20 protein-coding genes are annotated in these 16797 nt (G+C 46.5%); all 20 read left to right on the top strand.

The annotated features are described in order from the left end of the window. Positions 1-3 precede the first annotated feature (3 nt). The 20 genes from HUB64_RS02945 (at position 4) to HUB64_RS02850 (ending at position 16610) form a co-directional block, all read left to right on the top strand. Positions 4-516 (top strand): phage terminase small subunit P27 family, encoded by a 513-nt coding sequence (locus HUB64_RS02945; protein WP_173496332.1) that lies wholly within the window; start codon positions 4-6, stop codon positions 514-516. Next, positions 473-2218 (top strand): terminase large subunit, encoded by a 1746-nt coding sequence (locus tag HUB64_RS02940; RefSeq protein WP_217363078.1) that lies wholly within the window; start codon positions 473-475, stop codon positions 2216-2218. Before HUB64_RS02945 ends, HUB64_RS02940 begins: the two co-directional genes overlap by 44 nt. Then, positions 2218-2379, top strand: coding sequence for a hypothetical protein (locus tag HUB64_RS02935; RefSeq protein ID WP_173496331.1), 162 nt, complete (start codon positions 2218-2220; stop codon positions 2377-2379). Before HUB64_RS02940 ends, HUB64_RS02935 begins: the two co-directional genes overlap by 1 nt. Beyond that, on the top strand, positions 2376-3674 hold the full coding sequence (locus HUB64_RS02930; protein ID WP_173496330.1) for a phage portal protein: 1299 nt from the start codon (positions 2376-2378) through the stop codon (positions 3672-3674). The genes HUB64_RS02935 and HUB64_RS02930 overlap by 4 nt, the downstream gene beginning before the upstream one ends. 9 nt (positions 3675-3683) lie before the next feature. After that, positions 3684-4538, top strand: a complete 855-nt coding sequence (locus HUB64_RS02925; RefSeq protein ID WP_012587923.1) for a head maturation protease, ClpP-related — start codon at positions 3684-3686, stop codon at positions 4536-4538. 12 nt (positions 4539-4550) lie between these two features. Continuing rightward, the gene (locus tag HUB64_RS02920) at positions 4551-5741 is read left to right on the top strand and encodes a phage major capsid protein (protein WP_011789763.1); all 1191 of its coding nucleotides are present in this window, start codon (positions 4551-4553) and stop codon (positions 5739-5741) included. A gap of 96 nt (positions 5742-5837) precedes the next feature. Next, positions 5838-6131 carry a hypothetical protein gene (locus HUB64_RS02915; RefSeq protein WP_173496329.1) on the top strand — a complete coding sequence of 98 codons (294 nt, stop codon included), beginning with the start codon at positions 5838-5840 and terminating at the stop codon, positions 6129-6131. A 21-nt stretch (positions 6132-6152) separates the two neighbouring features. After that, positions 6153-6449, top strand: coding sequence for a head-tail connector protein (locus tag HUB64_RS02910; protein ID WP_071938897.1), 297 nt, complete (start codon positions 6153-6155; stop codon positions 6447-6449). Continuing rightward, entirely contained in the window at positions 6449-6811 is a 363-nt protein-coding gene (locus tag HUB64_RS02905) for a phage head closure protein (RefSeq protein WP_173496328.1), read from the top strand. Before HUB64_RS02910 ends, HUB64_RS02905 begins: the two co-directional genes overlap by 1 nt. A gap of 1 nt (position 6812) precedes the next feature. Further along, the gene (locus tag HUB64_RS02900; RefSeq protein ID WP_173496327.1) at positions 6813-7280 is read left to right on the top strand and encodes an HK97-gp10 family putative phage morphogenesis protein; all 468 of its coding nucleotides are present in this window, start codon (positions 6813-6815) and stop codon (positions 7278-7280) included. Next, positions 7277-7645 carry a DUF3168 domain-containing protein gene (locus HUB64_RS02895; protein WP_173496326.1) on the top strand — a complete coding sequence of 123 codons (369 nt, stop codon included), beginning with the start codon at positions 7277-7279 and terminating at the stop codon, positions 7643-7645. The genes HUB64_RS02900 and HUB64_RS02895 overlap by 4 nt, the downstream gene beginning before the upstream one ends. 90 nt (positions 7646-7735) lie before the next feature. After that, on the top strand, positions 7736-8209 hold the full coding sequence (locus tag HUB64_RS02890; protein ID WP_173496325.1) for a phage tail tube protein: 474 nt from the start codon (positions 7736-7738) through the stop codon (positions 8207-8209). Positions 8210-8297: 88 nt separating this feature from the next. Further along, positions 8298-8792, top strand: a complete 495-nt coding sequence (locus HUB64_RS02885) for a phage tail assembly chaperone family protein, TAC (RefSeq protein WP_173496324.1) — start codon at positions 8298-8300, stop codon at positions 8790-8792. A 38-nt stretch (positions 8793-8830) separates the two neighbouring features. After that, positions 8831-8974: a hypothetical protein gene (locus tag HUB64_RS02880; protein ID WP_173496323.1), complete on the top strand. Its 144-nt coding sequence runs from the start codon at positions 8831-8833 to the stop codon at positions 8972-8974. A 64-nt stretch (positions 8975-9038) separates the two neighbouring features. After that, on the top strand, positions 9039-11804 hold the full coding sequence (locus tag HUB64_RS02875; protein WP_173496322.1) for a phage tail tape measure protein: 2766 nt from the start codon (positions 9039-9041) through the stop codon (positions 11802-11804). Beyond that, complete coding sequence (locus tag HUB64_RS02870) at positions 11804-12139, top strand: phage tail protein (RefSeq protein ID WP_173496321.1); 336 nt, start codon at positions 11804-11806, stop codon at positions 12137-12139. Before HUB64_RS02875 ends, HUB64_RS02870 begins: the two co-directional genes overlap by 1 nt. Before the next feature lie 24 nt (positions 12140-12163). Next, positions 12164-14263, top strand: a complete 2100-nt coding sequence (locus HUB64_RS02865; protein WP_173496320.1) for a hypothetical protein — start codon at positions 12164-12166, stop codon at positions 14261-14263. Positions 14264-14265: 2 nt separating this feature from the next. Next, complete coding sequence (locus tag HUB64_RS02860) at positions 14266-14925, top strand: hypothetical protein (protein WP_173496319.1); 660 nt, start codon at positions 14266-14268, stop codon at positions 14923-14925. Next, a complete protein-coding gene (locus tag HUB64_RS02855; RefSeq protein WP_173497874.1) occupies positions 14918-15643 on the top strand; it encodes a phage minor tail protein L in 726 nt (241 codons plus the stop codon). Before HUB64_RS02860 ends, HUB64_RS02855 begins: the two co-directional genes overlap by 8 nt. Positions 15644-15818: 175 nt before the next feature. Continuing rightward, positions 15819-16610 (top strand): hypothetical protein, encoded by a 792-nt coding sequence (locus HUB64_RS02850; RefSeq protein WP_173496318.1) that lies wholly within the window; start codon positions 15819-15821, stop codon positions 16608-16610. The last annotated feature ends 187 nt before the right edge of the window (positions 16611-16797 follow it).

The following is a 16797-nucleotide window of genomic DNA, read 5'->3' as shown; positions in this document are numbered from 1 at the left end:
AAAGTGGCAGTAGGAAGAAAATCCACCCCCACTGCGCTCAAGCTAGTTACAGGCAACCCAGGCAAGCGGCCACTCAATAAAAAAGAGCCGAAATTGCAAGCCGGTATACCTCGTATGCCAGCTCACTTAAGCCCAAGAGCCAAAGCCGCATGGAAGAAACTCACCGTACTGCTTAAAGACATGGGCGTTCTTACCCTTGCCGATGGAATGGCCCTTGAGCGTTTATGTGATGTTTACTCCGAAATCCTTGAGCTCAGAGACGAAATTAAGCAAAACGGTCGAACCTACCAAAGTATCAAAATCATCGGCGAAAACATCGATGAAGAAACCAAAGAATTTACGCAAGTCGAGCAAATGCTAATGAAGGCTAACCCAGCCGTGCAAATGCTGGCTGATGCCGATCGGCGTTTTAGAGCCTATCTCGTTGAATTTGGGCTAACCCCATCAGCCCGTAGCAAAGTACAGGTAACTGATGGCGCCAAGAAAAAAGACGAAGTCGACGAATTCTTCGGATGATATAGAAGATCGTGTCACTCGTTGGGCCAAGCAAGTTGTATCAGGCGAGTTCTTAGCGGGACCAGACATCCGTAATGCCTGTAAACGGCATTTAAAAGACTTAGAAACAGGCCACGAACGTGGCCTTTATTTTGACTTAGCCGCAGCAAACCGTGCGATCAGTTTTTTCCCAAAAGTATTGTGCTTAAGTGGCGGAGATCACGAAGGTAAGCCGTTCCATCTTCTAGATTGGCAAGCCTTTATCGTGGGCTCCTTGTTTGGTTGGAAAGATGCCGACCATACCCGCCGATTCCGCATGTGTTATGTCGAAAGCGGCAAGGGTTCCGGTAAATCACCGCTAGCAGGTGGAATCGGGCTTTACGGTTTAGTCGCTGATGGCGAGGCAAGCGCCGAAATTTATGCCGCGGCGACCAAAAAAGATCAGGCCATGGTGTTGTTCCGCGACGCAGTTTCAATGTTTAGGCAGTCGCCGCAACTTAGTGCAAGGCTAAAACCGTCTGGTACCGCGCAAAACGTGTGGAACCTAGCCTATCTCAAAAAGAACTCATTTTTTAGGCCAATAAGTTCGGACAACGGTCAATCAGGCCCACGTCCACACATGGCGCTGATTGACGAAGTTCACGAACACAAGAATAACAACGTCGTTGAAATGATGCGCGCCGGCACCAAAGGCCGCAAGCAAGCGCTGATCTTCATGATCACCAACTCAGGCCACGACCGCACCAGCGTTTGTTACTCATACCACGAATATGGCAAGGCCATTTGTGCGGGTACCAAAGAAGATGATTCATTCTTCGCCTTTATCTGTTCTCTCGATGAAGGTGACGACCCAATCAATGATGAAAGCTGCTGGCAAAAAGCTAACCCGTCACTAGGACACACGTTCACGCTTAAATATCTGCGCGAACAGGTTACCCAAGCCAAGGGTATGCCAGCCAAAGAGAGCATCGTTCGGCGCTTAAACTTCTGTCAGTGGGTAGATTCTGCCTCACCTTGGCTATCAGCCGACACATGGACAGATTGTGAAGATGATTTTGATATCAGCGAACTCTTCGGCGAAGAATGCTACGGCGGACTCGACTTATCCGGTACCAGAGATTTAACGGCATTAGGGCTCTATTTCCCTAAATTAAAGACCTTATTAGTCGAGTTTTGGACACCAAAAGACACATTACTTGACCGTGAACGCACAGATAACGTGCCGTATTCAGCATGGTTAAGGCAAGGTTTTATCCATGCACCACCCGGGCATGCAGTGGACTACAGCTTTGTCGCCGAACGCATCGCCGACTTATCAGCCCAGTTTGATATCAAATGCATCGGCTTCGACCAATACAGGATTAACTACTTAACGCCAGTGCTAACAGAAGCAAACGTGTTTATCCCGCTGGTTAAGCATGGGCAAGGTTACTACAAGGCATCAGAGTCAAACCTCTGGATGCCACGCTCAATTGAAGAGTTCGAAAAGCTGATCACCAGTAAGCAGATCAGAATCAAAACCAACCCATGCCTAAGGTGGAACGCAGCAAGCGCAGTGCTTGAGGCCGACGCCAAAGACAACCGTATTTTTACCAAGAAAAAATCCACAGGCCGCATCGATGGCGTAGTCGCCGCCGCAATGGCAGTGGGAACGGCATTAGAGTCAGATGGCATAGATGATACCGAAGATTGGTTAGCAGCGATAAGGGACCCAATTTACTAATGAACACACCACTTGCTCTATTCATTGCCCTAGCGCTCACAGGTTCATTACTGGCTGTCGCAGGCGTTTACATTCTTTTTGGGCTGGGCTGGTCATTACTAGCTGGTTCATTGTTTGCATTCGCTGGCGCCTCATTTTTACGTAAAGGAATGGCTGCGTGAAACCAACCAACTCATTAGGTTCAGTCATTGCGAAAGCGGCAAGCCAACCATTTGCATCGTTAGATAGTTTTATGGGTAAAACCTTAAGGCTCACAGACGGTGATTTTTGGTCGCAATTAATGGCAACCTCAAAAAGCGGCAAAACGGTTAATGTGAATACCGCCCTGCAGCTTGCAGCTGTTTGGGCCTGTGTTCGCCGCATTGCTGAAACCGTTGCCATGCTGCCATTGGGGTTATACGAGCGCCAAAGTGATGGCGGCAGAGTACAGGTTCAAAGCAGCCTATCGAATGTATTAAGTCTTAAGCCAAATGCAGATATGACAGCAATGCAGTTTTGGGAGGCCGTCATTGCCTCCTTACTGCTAAAGGGCAATGCATTCATTGAGATCCACCGTTCAGGGGCTGACATTATCGCGCTCGATTTCCTTATGCCACACCGCATGGATATCGATCTCGCCGACAACGGCAGCCTAGTGTATTGGTACACGCCAAGAAAAGGTAAAAAACGTCAAATCGAAAAGCAAAACATGATGCACATTCCCGCATTCTCGCTGGATGGCTTGATTGGCTTATCGACTATTTCCTATGGTGCCAATGTGTTTGGCGGCGCTATGTCAGCCGAAGATGTCAGTGCTAACACCTTTAAAAATGGTATGACAAAGACAGTCGCCTTTAAAGTTGACCGGATAATGACTGCACCTCAACGTGTGGAATTTCGCGAATATGTAAAAACCATCACTGGCGCAATGAACGCGGGTAAATCCCCCGTACTTGAGCAAGGTGTTACCCCTGAGTTGATTGGCATCAACCCGATTGATGCACAGTTACTCGAGTCGCGAAACTACAGCGTAGAAGAAATCTGCCGCTGGTTTTTAGTGGACCCTTCATTAATTGGTTTTGGTGGTAAAGATAGCAATTGGGGCACAGGGTTAGAGCAAAAGATGATCGGCTTTGTCACCTTGACGTTATCATCTTGGATCCGCCGCATTGAGCAGTCAATTAGCATCAACTTGCTCACTCCAGCACAGCGTCAAACTCAGTACGCTCAATATAACCTTGAAGCCCTACTTCGTGGCGATAGCGCATCACGGGCAGAGTTCTACAGCAAAATGACTCAAAACGGCATTTATACCCGTGACGACTGCCGCGTTAAAGAAAACTTACCGCGCCGTGGCGGCAACGCCGATGTGTTAACTGTTCAAACCAACTTAGCCCCCATTGATCAGCTGGGTGCTCAATCTGAATCTGCAAAAGTACAAGCCGCATTAAATAGCTGGCTTAATCAAGACAACTAGGGGTAAACCATGCCATTTCCAAAAAGCTTCTCGCAGAGCGGAGTGCGCTGCGATATTTCTCCGCGCGCGCAAGAGCTGTGGAACCCAGCGATTCAGGCCGCGGTTGAAAACACTGAATCTACCATTACGGTTTACGGCATCATTGGCGAGGACTGGTATGGGGAAGGCGTCACACTGAAGCGTATAGATGCTGCGCTACGCAGTATCGGCGCAGATAAAGATGTGACCGTCTACATCAATTCTCCCGGTGGCGATATGTTCGAAGGTATCGCCATTTATAACCGCTTGCTTGAGCACAAAGGCAAAGTGACCACCAAAGTGCTTGGCCTCGCAGCTTCTGCCGCATCCGTCATTTACATGGCTGGTGCTGATGATGCGCGCTTTGTCGCCAGCTCTGCCTTCCTGATGATCCACAACTGCTGGGTATTTGCCATCGGTAACCGCCATGCATTGCGAAACATTGCTGATGACATGGAAGAATTCGATGCTGCCATGGTCGATTTGTATGTTGAAGGCAGTGGGCAGAGTGAAAAAGCGATAGCAACCATGATGGATGAAGAAACCTTTATCCGCGGCAAAAAGGCCGTAGAACTTGGCTTTGCGGCTGGCACCTTATCCGCTGCTGAAATTGGCGAATCAACCGACAACACCAGCGCGAACTCACTACGAAAAGTCGATGCCGCTATGGCAAAAGCAGGCGTTCCGCGCAGTGAGCGCCGTCAACTATTGCAAGATTTAAAGTCCAGTACGCCGAGCGCTGCTGGCGGCATCACGCTAAATGCTGATGTGTCCGATACGCAAAACGCTGTCGCCCCCGATCTAACTGCGTTAATCAACGCATCAAACACCATTTTATCTAAATAACTGGAGGCGATTATGCCAAACCCAAATTTTGAAAAACAAGTAGAAGAATTAGGTGCCAATCTAACCAAGATTGGTGATCAAATTAAATCGGCGGCAGAAGAAACCAATAAGCAGATCAAGGCTTCTGGTGAAATGCATGCCGAAACCCGCGATAAGGTCGATAAGCTGCTGTTAGAACAGGGTGCCTTGCAAGCTCGCTTGCAAGAAGCTGAGCAAAAGCTGCTTAAGGGACCGCAAAGTCAGCAAGAAGAACGTGAACTGTCGATCGGTGAGCGTGTTGCGACCGATAAAGAAATGGAAGGGGTAAACAGCTCATTTCGTGGCACCCGTCGTGTACAAATGCCACGTTCAGCCATTACTTCCGCCACAGGTTCAGGTGGTGCATTAGTTCGCCCTGATCGCATGGCGGGAATTATTGGTGGTCCAGAGCGCCGATTAACTATTCGTGATTTGATTGCCCCAGGTGAAACTGAAAGCAACAGCGTTGAATATGTAAAGGAAACTGGCTTTACTAATAACGCTGCACCAGTTGCGGAAAACACTGGCAAACCCTATTCAGAGATTACCTTTGGACTAGTGCAAGCAGGCGTGCGTACCATTGCCCATCTGTTTAAAGCTAGTCGCCAGATTTTAGATGACGCAAAACAATTGCAAAGCTTCATCAATGCACGCGCTGAATATGGATTAATGATTAAAGAAGAATTACAGCTTCTTTATGGCAATAATACTGGCGCTAACCTGCACGGTATTATCCCGCAAGCTAGTGCTTACGTTAAGCCAACAGGTGCCGCTGTTGTTGATGAGCAGCATATTGATCGTATTCGATTAGCTTTACTGCAAGCAGCTTTAGCTGAATACGCTGCCGACGGTATCGTACTTAACCCAATCGATTGGGCTGTGATCGAGATGCTTAAAGACAGCAACAAAAATTACTTAATCGGTAAACCACAAGGCCAAACTGCCCCAACATTGTGGAATCGTCCTGTAGTTGAAACCCAATCAATTGTGCAAAACGAGTTCTTAGTCGGTGCATTCAAAATGGGTGCACAGATTTATGACCGTATGGATATTGAAGTCCTAATCTCTACCGAGAACGACAAAGACTTTGAAAACAACATGGTGACTATCCGTGCTGAAGAACGTTTAGCACTAGCAGTTTATCGCCCTGAAGCATTTGTGACTGGCGATTTCACCTTCGCCTAACAGCGCAAAATCACTTAACTGATAACTAAAAGCACAAAGGCCGAATATCTTCGGCCTTTGTCGTTTTTATCAAGACCAATTTATAGGAGCAATACCATGGCTAAAATTCTCGCCATTGCACTTAAATCCTTTTATTTAGGAAATGAAGTAAAAACCCGCGCATCAGAACCATTTGAAGTGGATGAACATCATTTTAATGAGCTAAAGCACAACAATTTAGTTGAGCGCGCACCGGAAGAAAAAACAGAAGAAGTAGATGCTAATGCCGCTGCAGAAGCCAAGGCAAAAGAAGAGGCAGATGCTAAGGCCGCTGCAGAAGCTGAAGCCAAGGCAAAAGAAGAAGCAGATGCTAAGGCCGCTGCCGCTGCTGCAAAAAAAGCTAAAGCTTAATCAGTTACTCAGGAGTCCTCAGTGAGCACCATTTCCCTAGAGCAAGCCAAGCAATTTCTTGACGTTATCCACGATGAGGATGATGCCAAACTGCAATTATTGCTCAATGCCGCCGAGGATGAGGCCTGTCAATTTATGGGAAGGGAATCCCTTACTATTCTGCTTGATGAAACGACTGCAGAGCTGCCAGCAAGTATCACTATGGGCGTAATGATTTTACTGCAAGCAAACTATCAAGCAACACCAGAAGATGCGGCAAAACTGCGCAAAGCAGCAGAAATAAAATTAACGCCATATCGAATAGGTTGGGGCATCTAATGCTAGCTCATCGTTTACGTCATCGGGTACATATCCAACAACCGATAAAAACTCAGGATCCCCAATCAGGTGGTGATCTTATTGAATGGCAAACCCTCATGTTAGGTGTTAAACCCCTCGATAAGCTCGCCGCAGAAGTATTAACAGGGGCTGGTCGCGAGTTTTATGCAGCGGATGCCAAACAAGCTGAAACTACTGCAAGGATTAATTTTCGTTGGTTCCCCATTGATTTAAGCCTGTTATACCAATGCCGCATTTTATGGGATGGAAGAACTTACGATATCCAATCGGCAGAAACCGATCTAACAGGGCGTCAAGAGTGGCGATTACGCTGCAAAGATGGCGTTAATCAGGGGCTTTAAGATGACCGCAAAATTCGATTTCAGTCTCATTGGCTTAAAAGAAGTTAAAGCCAAAATGAACAAGGTTAGCCAAACCGTGCTTGATACGGGGACACTTACCGCGCTGCGTAAAGCCGCTGGCATAGTCAAAAAAGCGGCTCAAGAAAATTCGCTCAATGTGGACGACCCCAAAACAGGTAGGCGCATTCGCGACAACGTCACACTGCAGTTTGCTAGCCGGCTATTTCAACGCGAAGGCGTGATCATGTACCGAGTTGGTATCGCCACTAATCGCGGACGCATTCCTACACCTAACGCCGACGAAGGTGCGCGCGGTAATACCCCACACTGGCATTTAGTCGAGTTCGGTACCGAACACGCCCAAGCACAGCCATTTATGCGCCCAGCATTGGCCAATAACATCAATCAAGTGATCGGCCGTTTTACGGTTGAATTTGATAAAGAACTCGATAAGGCACTTTCAGAATGAGTATGGCGCCCATTTTTGTCGTGTGCCGAGCAAGCACGATGGTAACTGATTTACTCGGTACCAATCCCACGCGGCTTTATCCATTCGGCCAAGCGCCGCAAAACGTAGCCAAACCTTATGCGGTTTGGCAGGTGATCGGCGGTAGCCCTGAAAACTATATCTCAGGACGACCAGATACCGATACCTTTGCACTGCAAGTGGATGTGTATGCCGATTCAGGCAATTCGGCTAATGATGTGGGTGATGCAATTCGCTTCGCCACTGAATTAGAGGCGCATACCACCAATTACAACGGTGACAGTCGCGACAAAGAAACAGGCAATTATCGTCACAGCTTTGACATCGATTGGATAGTCACACGCTAGCCCACTAAAACCATTTCATAAAACCCAAAGCCTCTGCAACCGCAGGGGCTTTTTTGTATCTGCCGCAAGGCTATTGTTAGGAGCACACACATGAGTATGAAAACACAGGGCACCCAGCTCTATGCAATCGATCCGGCAGATGATTCCATTTTAGGCGTCATCGCGGTGACCAGTATTGATGGCATTGACAGCCCAGTTGATCCCATCGAAACCACCCCATTAGAAGCCATGGCCCGTGAGTTTGTGGCAGGTTTGAAATCACCTGGTGCGGCCACGTTTGGTATCAACATCGACCCAAGAATTCCAAGCCACCTACGCCTGCACCAAATTAAAACCGCAGGTACAACCATTAAGTGGGCGATTGGTTTTAGTGATGCTGTTGGTACTCCGCCAACTGTCACCACTAAAGACTTCACCTTACCCACAACCCGTACTTGGATCACCTTCGAAGGTTTCATGACGGCCTATCCATTTACGTTTGCACAAAACGATGTGGTTAAGTCCACTATCGGCATTCAGGTATCAGGCGATCCGATTCTAGTGCCTGCCGCCGTAACGCCTTAATCATAGGCACGCCTGATTAACTTAAATTAAGCCCACTAAATCGTGGGCTTTTGCTCAACCGTCTTAACTTAATCCTAAAGGAACAATCATGGAATTAAGTGTTGCTAGCCTTATTCAGTCGGGATCTTATGCGCCCGCAAAGCCAGAACGTCGCGAAATTTCGTGGAAAAAACCTAATGGTGACATTCATAAAGCCACGGTCTTTATCCGTAAAGAGTCATTTGCCACCGCACAAGCCGAAGCCCGTAACTACAATCTCGGCGTTGACTGGCTAACCTCGCGCATTGTGTCAAGTGTGGTCGATCACGAGGGTAAACCCCTATTTGAAATTGATGACATTCTTGGCAATGAGGCCCATGGCCCTATCTGTGACTCATTAGGTTACGCCTTAATTGGCGCTATTAACGAAGTCAACGGCATTGGACTGAAACCTGACCCAAAAGCCTTACCGCCGACGACGAATTCTGGCACGAACTCGTCCTCGCAGGCGTTGGCGGACGAACCATCGAAGAAGCCCAGCAAAACCTCACGCACCGAGAAGTCATCAACTGGATCGCATACCGAGCAAAGTTCGGCCCCTTAAGCCTTCAAGCGCGGCAAGAACGCATTGCCGCCGCGCAAATGCACCACATCAATATCATTCATGGCGGAAAAGCCGAGCTTGAACACTTCATGTTGTTCAGCCAGTTGGATGCTGAGCCGCAGCAAGAGGCCACAGTTGATGACGTGCTTATGATGCTAAAAGCCAGCGCCATCAAAAAGTAATTCAAATTAGTAGCAATAAGGCCAAGGACGGCCAACCAATCTAAATATTCAATAGGATCATCCAATGGCAAATCGTTCATTAAGCAATTTAACGCTAAATTTGATTGCAGAAACAGGCAGCTTCAGTGCTGGTATGGACTCGGCCGAACGGTCATTGGATAAAGTTGCTAGAGCAGCCCAAAAACAAAAAAATGATCTAGTTCGCCTAATGGGACAGATTGACCCACTAGTGTCTGAGTACGCCAAGCTAGATAAAATGGAGCGACAACTCCAAAAGCATCGAGAGACAGGCACTTTAGCGGGCAGCGAATATGATCTTTATGCCAAACGCTTAGCGACTATGCGAAGCGAATTAGGCAAAACGGGTGCAGAGTACGACAAAACTGGCATGTCAGCCAAACAAATGGCCTTTGCAACTCGTGGTTTGCCTGCCCAGTTTACTGATATCGCGGTATCGCTCCAAGGTGGTCAAAACCCCATGACCGTGTTCTTGCAGCAAGGCGGTCAGTTAAAAGATATGTTTGGCGGCGTGGGCCCAGCAGCTAAAGCCATGGGCGGCTATATTGCTGGTCTGGTTAATCCATTTACTGTGGGCGCCACAGCAGCTGGCGTAATGGCACTGGCGTATTACCAAGGCAGCATAGAGGCAGACAGGCTACGCAATGCATTAATACTGACGGGGAACTCTGCAGGTACCACGTCTGACGAATTAATGGAGTCAGCCAAGCGTATTGATGCCATTATCGGCACCCAACGCCAAGCTGCCGCTGCATTAGCTGAGGTTGCGAATACTGGCAAGTTTACTGCCAGCCAAATAGAGCTTGTGGGCCGTGCTGCAATACAAATGGAAAATGTCACTGGCAAAGCAATTGCTGAGACGGTAGCTGAATTTGCCAAACTAGCTGACGATCCCGTTAAAGCGGCTGAAGAACTCAATAAAAAGTATAACTTCCTCACCGCATCTGTTTATGAGCAGATAGTGGCACTAAAAGAGTCAGGTAAAACTACAGAAGCTGCAGAACTGGCTTTCAATGCCTATAGTGCTGCCATAGACATGCGCACAAAAGATATAACCGCAAACCTCGGCAGAATAGAAGGTGCATGGAAGTCAGTCAAAGAAGTAGCCGCTGAAGGATGGGATGCGACAATCCGTGGTGCAATGTATTACTTAAATGGCCCTGACAAAAAGCAGGAACTTGCTGAAAATGCTAAGGCTATAAATGAATTAATTGCCAAAGGTAAAGGGTTCGGCGGTGAGGCAACCCGCAGATCAGATGAATTAGCACGGCTTCAGGCAAGAGGAAATGAGCTAGTAAAGCAGATCCAATTCGGGGAGCAACTAGCAAAGCAAGAGGCTGAACGCGCCAAGATCAATCAGCAATCAATCGAGGCTCAGCATGCCATTGCCAAGGTGACCGAGGAAACCCTCACCAATGAGCAAAAGCGCACTAAGGCAATAAAGGAATATAACAACAATATCGAAAAGGTGCGGAAGGCCGATGCTAATAGTGCCTTGCTTGAACCTGAAAAAATTAAACGTGATCTCGCCTCGATAGAGGAAAAGTTTAAAGACACTGCTAAAAAGACCAAAGCCTTTGCTGACGATGCCGCCACTACGTATCTCATGCGTTTGCGCGAAACCCAAGCAGGCTTGCAAGGTCAGCTAGATAGCAGCACTAAGTTAACGCAAGCACAAAAAGAACTATTGCAATTTGAGCAGCAAATCGCCGATATCAAAAACAAAGAGATCCTTACCGCTGAACAAAAAAGTTATCTAGCAAAAGAAGACCAACTCCGCGCCGAAAACCAAATGAATGTCGCACTGGCAGAGCAAATAAAATTGCGCGATCAAGCCCTGCGAACACAAAGCTACAGCGCCAATCTCACTGCTAACCTTGCTGCAGAACAACAGCGCAACGCCGATAAACTTGCCAGCTTTGGCCTTGGTGACAAAGCACAGCAGCGCCTAGGTGATCGCCAAGGCATTGAGCGCGATATCGAGCGCGCTCAGGGTAAAGCGTTATCAGATAACCTCGCAGGCCGAACGACTGATGAAGAGTATCAGCAACAGCTTTCCATGCTGAAAGATAACCTATCTGCACGCTTGGCCGTTCAGGATGAATACTATTTAGCACTCGATGCCAAACAAGCCGATTGGACTAACGGTGCCCGTTCATCAATGCAAAACTACATTGATGCCGCAGCTGACATGGCAGGCCAAACCAAAACCCTCATGGATGGGGCTTTTGGCGGCATGACCGACGCGCTTACCGATTTTGTAATGACGGGTAAGGCTGACTTTGCCGGGCTCGCTAAATCTATCATTGCGGACATTGCCAAGATCGCCATGCAAAAAGCCATTGCAGGCATGGCGAGCAGTATTTTTGGTGGATTCTCTGAAGGTGGTGCTGTCGGCGATAGCGGGTTCTCATCCGGCGGCTTTACTGGCTTTGGCGGGAAATACGAGCCTGCAGGCATTGTTCACAAGGGTGAGGTCGTTTGGTCGCAGCGTGATGTAGCAGCCGCTGGCGGCGTGGCCACAGTGGAAGCCATGCGCAAAGGCAATAAAGGCTACGCCAATGGCGGCATAGTTGGCGGCGCAGCCTATAACGGCGTGCCAGCCTCGGCAACGGCTGGCGCTGGCGTGGTGCATGTTGAGGTCAACATAGATCAAAGTGGCAATGCCACAACCAAAGCCGATACCCCTGCATTAAATCAGTTCGGCAGCGAGCTGGGTAAGTTTGTCGAGCAAAAATACCGCGAGCTATTGGCGAAGGATTTACGCCCGAATGGTCAAATTGGCCGCACTATGGCTGGAGGTTATCGCTAATGCCGCAGACATTCACTTGGGCACCCGATAATGGTGCCACAGGCGATACCCAATATCGCACCCGCACCGCACAGTTTGGCGATGGTTATAGTCAGGCAGTTGGCGATGGTATCAACAGTAAAGTTCAAAGCTGGCCACTGACGTTTACAAAAAATAAAGCCACTGCTGAAGCGATCACCGCATTCTTTGATGATCACCAAGGCTTTAAGGCTTTTGAGTGGACGCCACCCCTCGGTACTGCCTCACTGTGGAAAGTGACTCAGCAAACAAACACCCCGCTAGGCGGCGGCATGTACCGCATCACCGCCACTTTTGAACAAGCATTTCATCCTTAACACTTCGCTATCGGACGTAAACACATGGCATTTGAAACTATCAGTCTTGGCACCCAGCCTGCAGGCACGGGTGGCGATACCGCACGTACCGCTTTTGAAAAGGTTAACCGCAACTTTATAGCCGCCGATGTACTCGCCGCAGCCATGTCACAAGCGCAGTTTGAAGCCAACCGCAATGCAAATAAAGAGCTCTATGCCGCCAGCGGTTGGGTTAGCTTTGGCAATCATGAATCCGGCAAACAAGTCAACGAATGCAAGCCCGGACTTTATACTGCACTTACCACGCCAAACACCTTGCTGATTGGTAAATCTGGAGGTGTAGGCGGATCAAAAACTGATTATGCTTCGGTGCATATTGATGGAGTTGTATTTAATTTAACTAATCAATTTGTGCTAACTCTGCCATCACATCCAAACTCTGTTTTACCTGAACGCATGGATATGTATGGTGTTGAGTCAGAAAAGGTGGAGATAAGTTCTGCATCACCAAACGCTTACCAAGGCGGGCTACGTGGAGTAGGTACAGCAGTTAACCTATTTAGTGCTACAGATCAGCAGAAAAAAGACTTCTTTGCTCAAAACTCAAACACTACTTTTATAGGCTCTGATGGGAAAATCTATCAGTGGCAGTTGTACAAGGTTGCATTTGCTGGCACAACTGGCGGAGTGCCATCCCCTACGGAACAGGGGTATTCACTTAATTCATTTGGCGATCTCTGGCTCAAAGCAGGTAAAAACTTACTCTATTTTGGTAATGTTCTGCGGCTAAATGATGGAGGGTATCATCCTTCTTTCAACCCGCTTGGCGCTGCAAAGTTTGTAGGGGACACTTTCTGGTATAACACTGCAACAAGTATCACATCAGAAGCTGATTGTTTTAATCCGTCAAAATTACTCGCAGGATCTGGTTCAATTGCAAGTGGAAAATCAGGACGTCCTGAAATCGGTGGGCGCTATTACGATGCAGTTTATGCTGATGGATATGGTGGGGTTTGTAGGGATATGCGTTATTCAGCTAATGGAGTTGACTTAATTTATTATGAAGAAATTAATCAGAAGGTGAATATAGGTGAATACAGGGGGTTTGAGGAATCTATTTTCAGTAAACCATTCCCACTTAATAGTGCGGTATTTTCTGGTGGAAAAACTCTGGTAAGAGGGGATGGAGTACACGATTTTTTTGGTGGACCTCAAGACCTAAACAAAACAAAAAAACTTAACGGATACATAATTGATTTTTCTGCTCAAGATGGGATTAGTCAGTATGCGTATCTAATTGAAAAATATGGTGATGTAAGTGGTTCAATAAATTCTGCAGGAGGGCTAATACTTTCTAGTTCAATACAAGGTAAACTTGTTGGAGGGTCTTTCCTTAAAAGTGATGTAATTGGAACCCCACTTAACATAGCATCAACATCCGCTATATCTGGTGGTTGGGATGGGAGTTGGGTAAATCCATATGGTCCTGAGAATGATTTTTCAAAGAAATTTCTTTTCCCATATGGTACACAAACTTATACTGCAAATAACGGTGGTTCTTGGATTTCTGCGTCTCTTTCAATAAATGAGATAGTTAATAGTGTACCTGCCATCAGTATAAACTTGGTGTTGATTGCTCAGTATCAAGCTTTTGCTAAACAAACACAAAGTGCATCTAACGCCGCAATTAACGGGTTATTACCATATAACGTATTTGCTTCATCTGACTATCAACCAGCTAATGGTGCGTTGCTTGGTGAATCATTAATTGGCAAAGTGCTGAAAAATAATTCAGGCGTATCAGTTAATAATAAGTCGCTATTATCCTGTGCGATTGATGGCACAGGTAAGTTAACGTCAGCAGCTAGTTTTGATGGATTGACTCATTCACCGCTAACGCTTGGAACTCCAGCAAATAATTCACCGGCATTTAAAGTGGTGAGCTATCTTGCCAACATCAACCAGCAAGCAGTTCCTCACTTTGCCTACACCGAGCTTAAACATAACGGCACAAGCTTTGGCGATGATGGGAAGCAGACAATTATCGATAACCAATCAACTAAACCCAATGATCACAATGTGACTGTATCCGTTGGCACTGCTCGCCTTCGTGAGCCTATTGGCTGGTTTAAAAATAAGGTCTAATCATGGAAATGTTTTATGAAGAATTCACCACTGGCGAAAATGGTGCGCAAACATTACCAGATAAGGTTATTAAACAAAGACCTTACGCCGTGTCACTTGATGATGTGTTTCGAGTGGTTAAGCTTCATGCCGCCAATCCGGCAATGCACCATGTGATCGATAAGTTTATCGAGCTATATGCAATCACGCTGCAATGGGATTGGTTTGAGCAGTATCAAGCATGGCTTGCACGTAAAACGGATGCTGAGCTGAATGCGCCAGCGTTACCGATTGATGCGCAAGATCAGCAAGCGATTGAGCAGCCATTATTTGCAGAGCCAATGCCAGAACGGCCACAGCATAAAACCCTTGAGCAATATCGTGCTGAAATACTGATCGATGGCATTAGCATTGAAGAATACCTATTTCGCACTCAACGGGCCGCGGCAGTGAATTCCATTACCGTGGAAGTCGATGGACTGGTGTTTGATGGTGACGAACAATCACAACGCCGCATGTTAGCCGCCATCCATGCCTCTGAGGATGCTGGCATTACCTCCACCATTTGGCGCTTAGCAGATAACACCGAAGCGGCGGTTACTGTGGATCAAATTCGCCAGGCGCATAGCTTAGCAATTATTGAGCAAGGCAAGCTATGGACCAAAGGTGGCGCCGATGCTTAGTGCCGATATTCAAACCCTTGAACCGGGCAATGAGATTATTCTCTACGAGATCGACGGTACCGCCTTTGGTGCCGATATCCTGCGCTTTCATGCCCACAATATTCCGTACTCAGATGCGGACCTTAATCAACCAGAGTTACCAGCACGAATCATCCATTGGCAAGGCGAACAGTACAGCGCATGGCCAGCACAGTTAGAAGGGGTGGAAGTTAACTCCGATGGTTCACCCAGCACGCCAACACTAACTGTTGCCAACATCGATGGCAGTATCAGTGCCCTGTGCTTGTATTTTCAGAACATGGAACAAGCCAAGGTTACGATCCGCAGAACGCTGGCTAAATACATTGATGCGGCTAACTTCCCCAGTGGCAATAGCGAAGCGGATCCAACGCAAGAAGCGGTAGAGATTTGGTATGTTGATAAAAAGGTAAATGAAGATAATGTCGCTGTCACGTTTGAGCTATCAAACCCTGCTGACTTGTCAGGTTACAAAATCGGCCGACAAATGACTGCCTATTGCTCATGGTGTCAACGCGGTGAATATCGTGGTGCAGATTGTGGTTACACGGGTGAAGCTATGTTTACCGAAGATGACGAGCCGACTGATAACCCTGCGCTTGATCAATGCTCTGGCACGATAGCCGGTTGTACTTTACGCTTTGGCGAAAACGAAGAATTACCCCACGGCGGATTCCCAAGCGTTCGGCTTATACGTTAATCGTTTCATGATAAGTATTGTTTAGCTGATTTAGGCAGTAATGTTATGACTACGAGTATAAACAGGGGTTACCCCTTGCGGTATTGTAATGCAATGTTGCAATTGTGTTTTATTTGATGTAGTTTTTTTAGTGGTTTTGTAGATTTTAAGCGTATTAATTAAAAGGATTTATGTAATGAATAAAGTGTTAATGTTACTTTTGCTAACCACCGTGCCTTTTACTGCAATGTCTAAGGAGCCAATATCAGGTGCAGTTAGTGCAGAGAAAAGCGAACTACGCAATGTTGACTCTATTTTTATGAAAAGCACACAGCAAAGATTTTCATTAATTGCTGAAAAAATTGGTATTTCTGAAGAAAGTTACTTATATGCATCAATAGCATATATGAGAATTTTTAGTGAAGAAAGTATAGAAGGTCTTACTAAAATACAAAATCGAGAACTTTACCAATCGCTTTTAGGCAAGGAAACTGATAGTGAATTTTCATCCAGTTATGTAAGGTTAAATAATGAGATCAAATCTGATCTGGCAAGCTTTCTTCAGTTAGATGTCACTAAACTGGATAAATTTATTGAAGTAGTTCATAGCCTCCATTACACAGGTGAGTTTGAAGACGTAAAAGTAAATTCTAATTTAAATAAAACATCAGATGTAGAAATTAGCGCTGTGGGGGAAATGGTAAGGATTCCGGTCGTTTGTGATGAAGTATGTCAAAGTGGCGCCCGTCAAGCACCTTTTAATCCATTTGGTTCAACTATGCCATTGAATATGTATATTTATAATAAGGCATCTTCTCAAGGTATTATTCCAAATACAGTTCGTAATCCTAATTCAACGTTTACGGTGAAATTTGTGGATAACAATACTGGCGACACTATTGCCGCAGAAGTGTGGAGTTATAATGATTTTACTGGGGCATGGAAAGTATCAAATGCGCCTTGCGGAAACTGTCACTCTGACCGCTAATTCAATATAGCTTTCAACTTGACCTCATTAACTTTTAAAAAGCTTTTGAGGTCAAGTATGATAGTATATTTATTTTACTGACACCTAATTACATTAATTAATTTCTCTGCTTTACAGTTCAAACTTTTTGTCTTTCAACATTCACCAAGCATTTTCCCGCCGTCGGCAAAATGGTCTAACACAACCA

This window comes from Shewanella sp. ISTPL2, from assembly GCF_013283205.1.
In the GTDB taxonomy this organism is placed as follows: Bacteria; Pseudomonadota; Gammaproteobacteria; order Enterobacterales; family Shewanellaceae; genus Shewanella; species Shewanella oncorhynchi.
The sequence above is the reverse complement of the archived record's forward strand: the minus strand, read 5'-3'. Positions and strand labels throughout refer to the sequence as shown.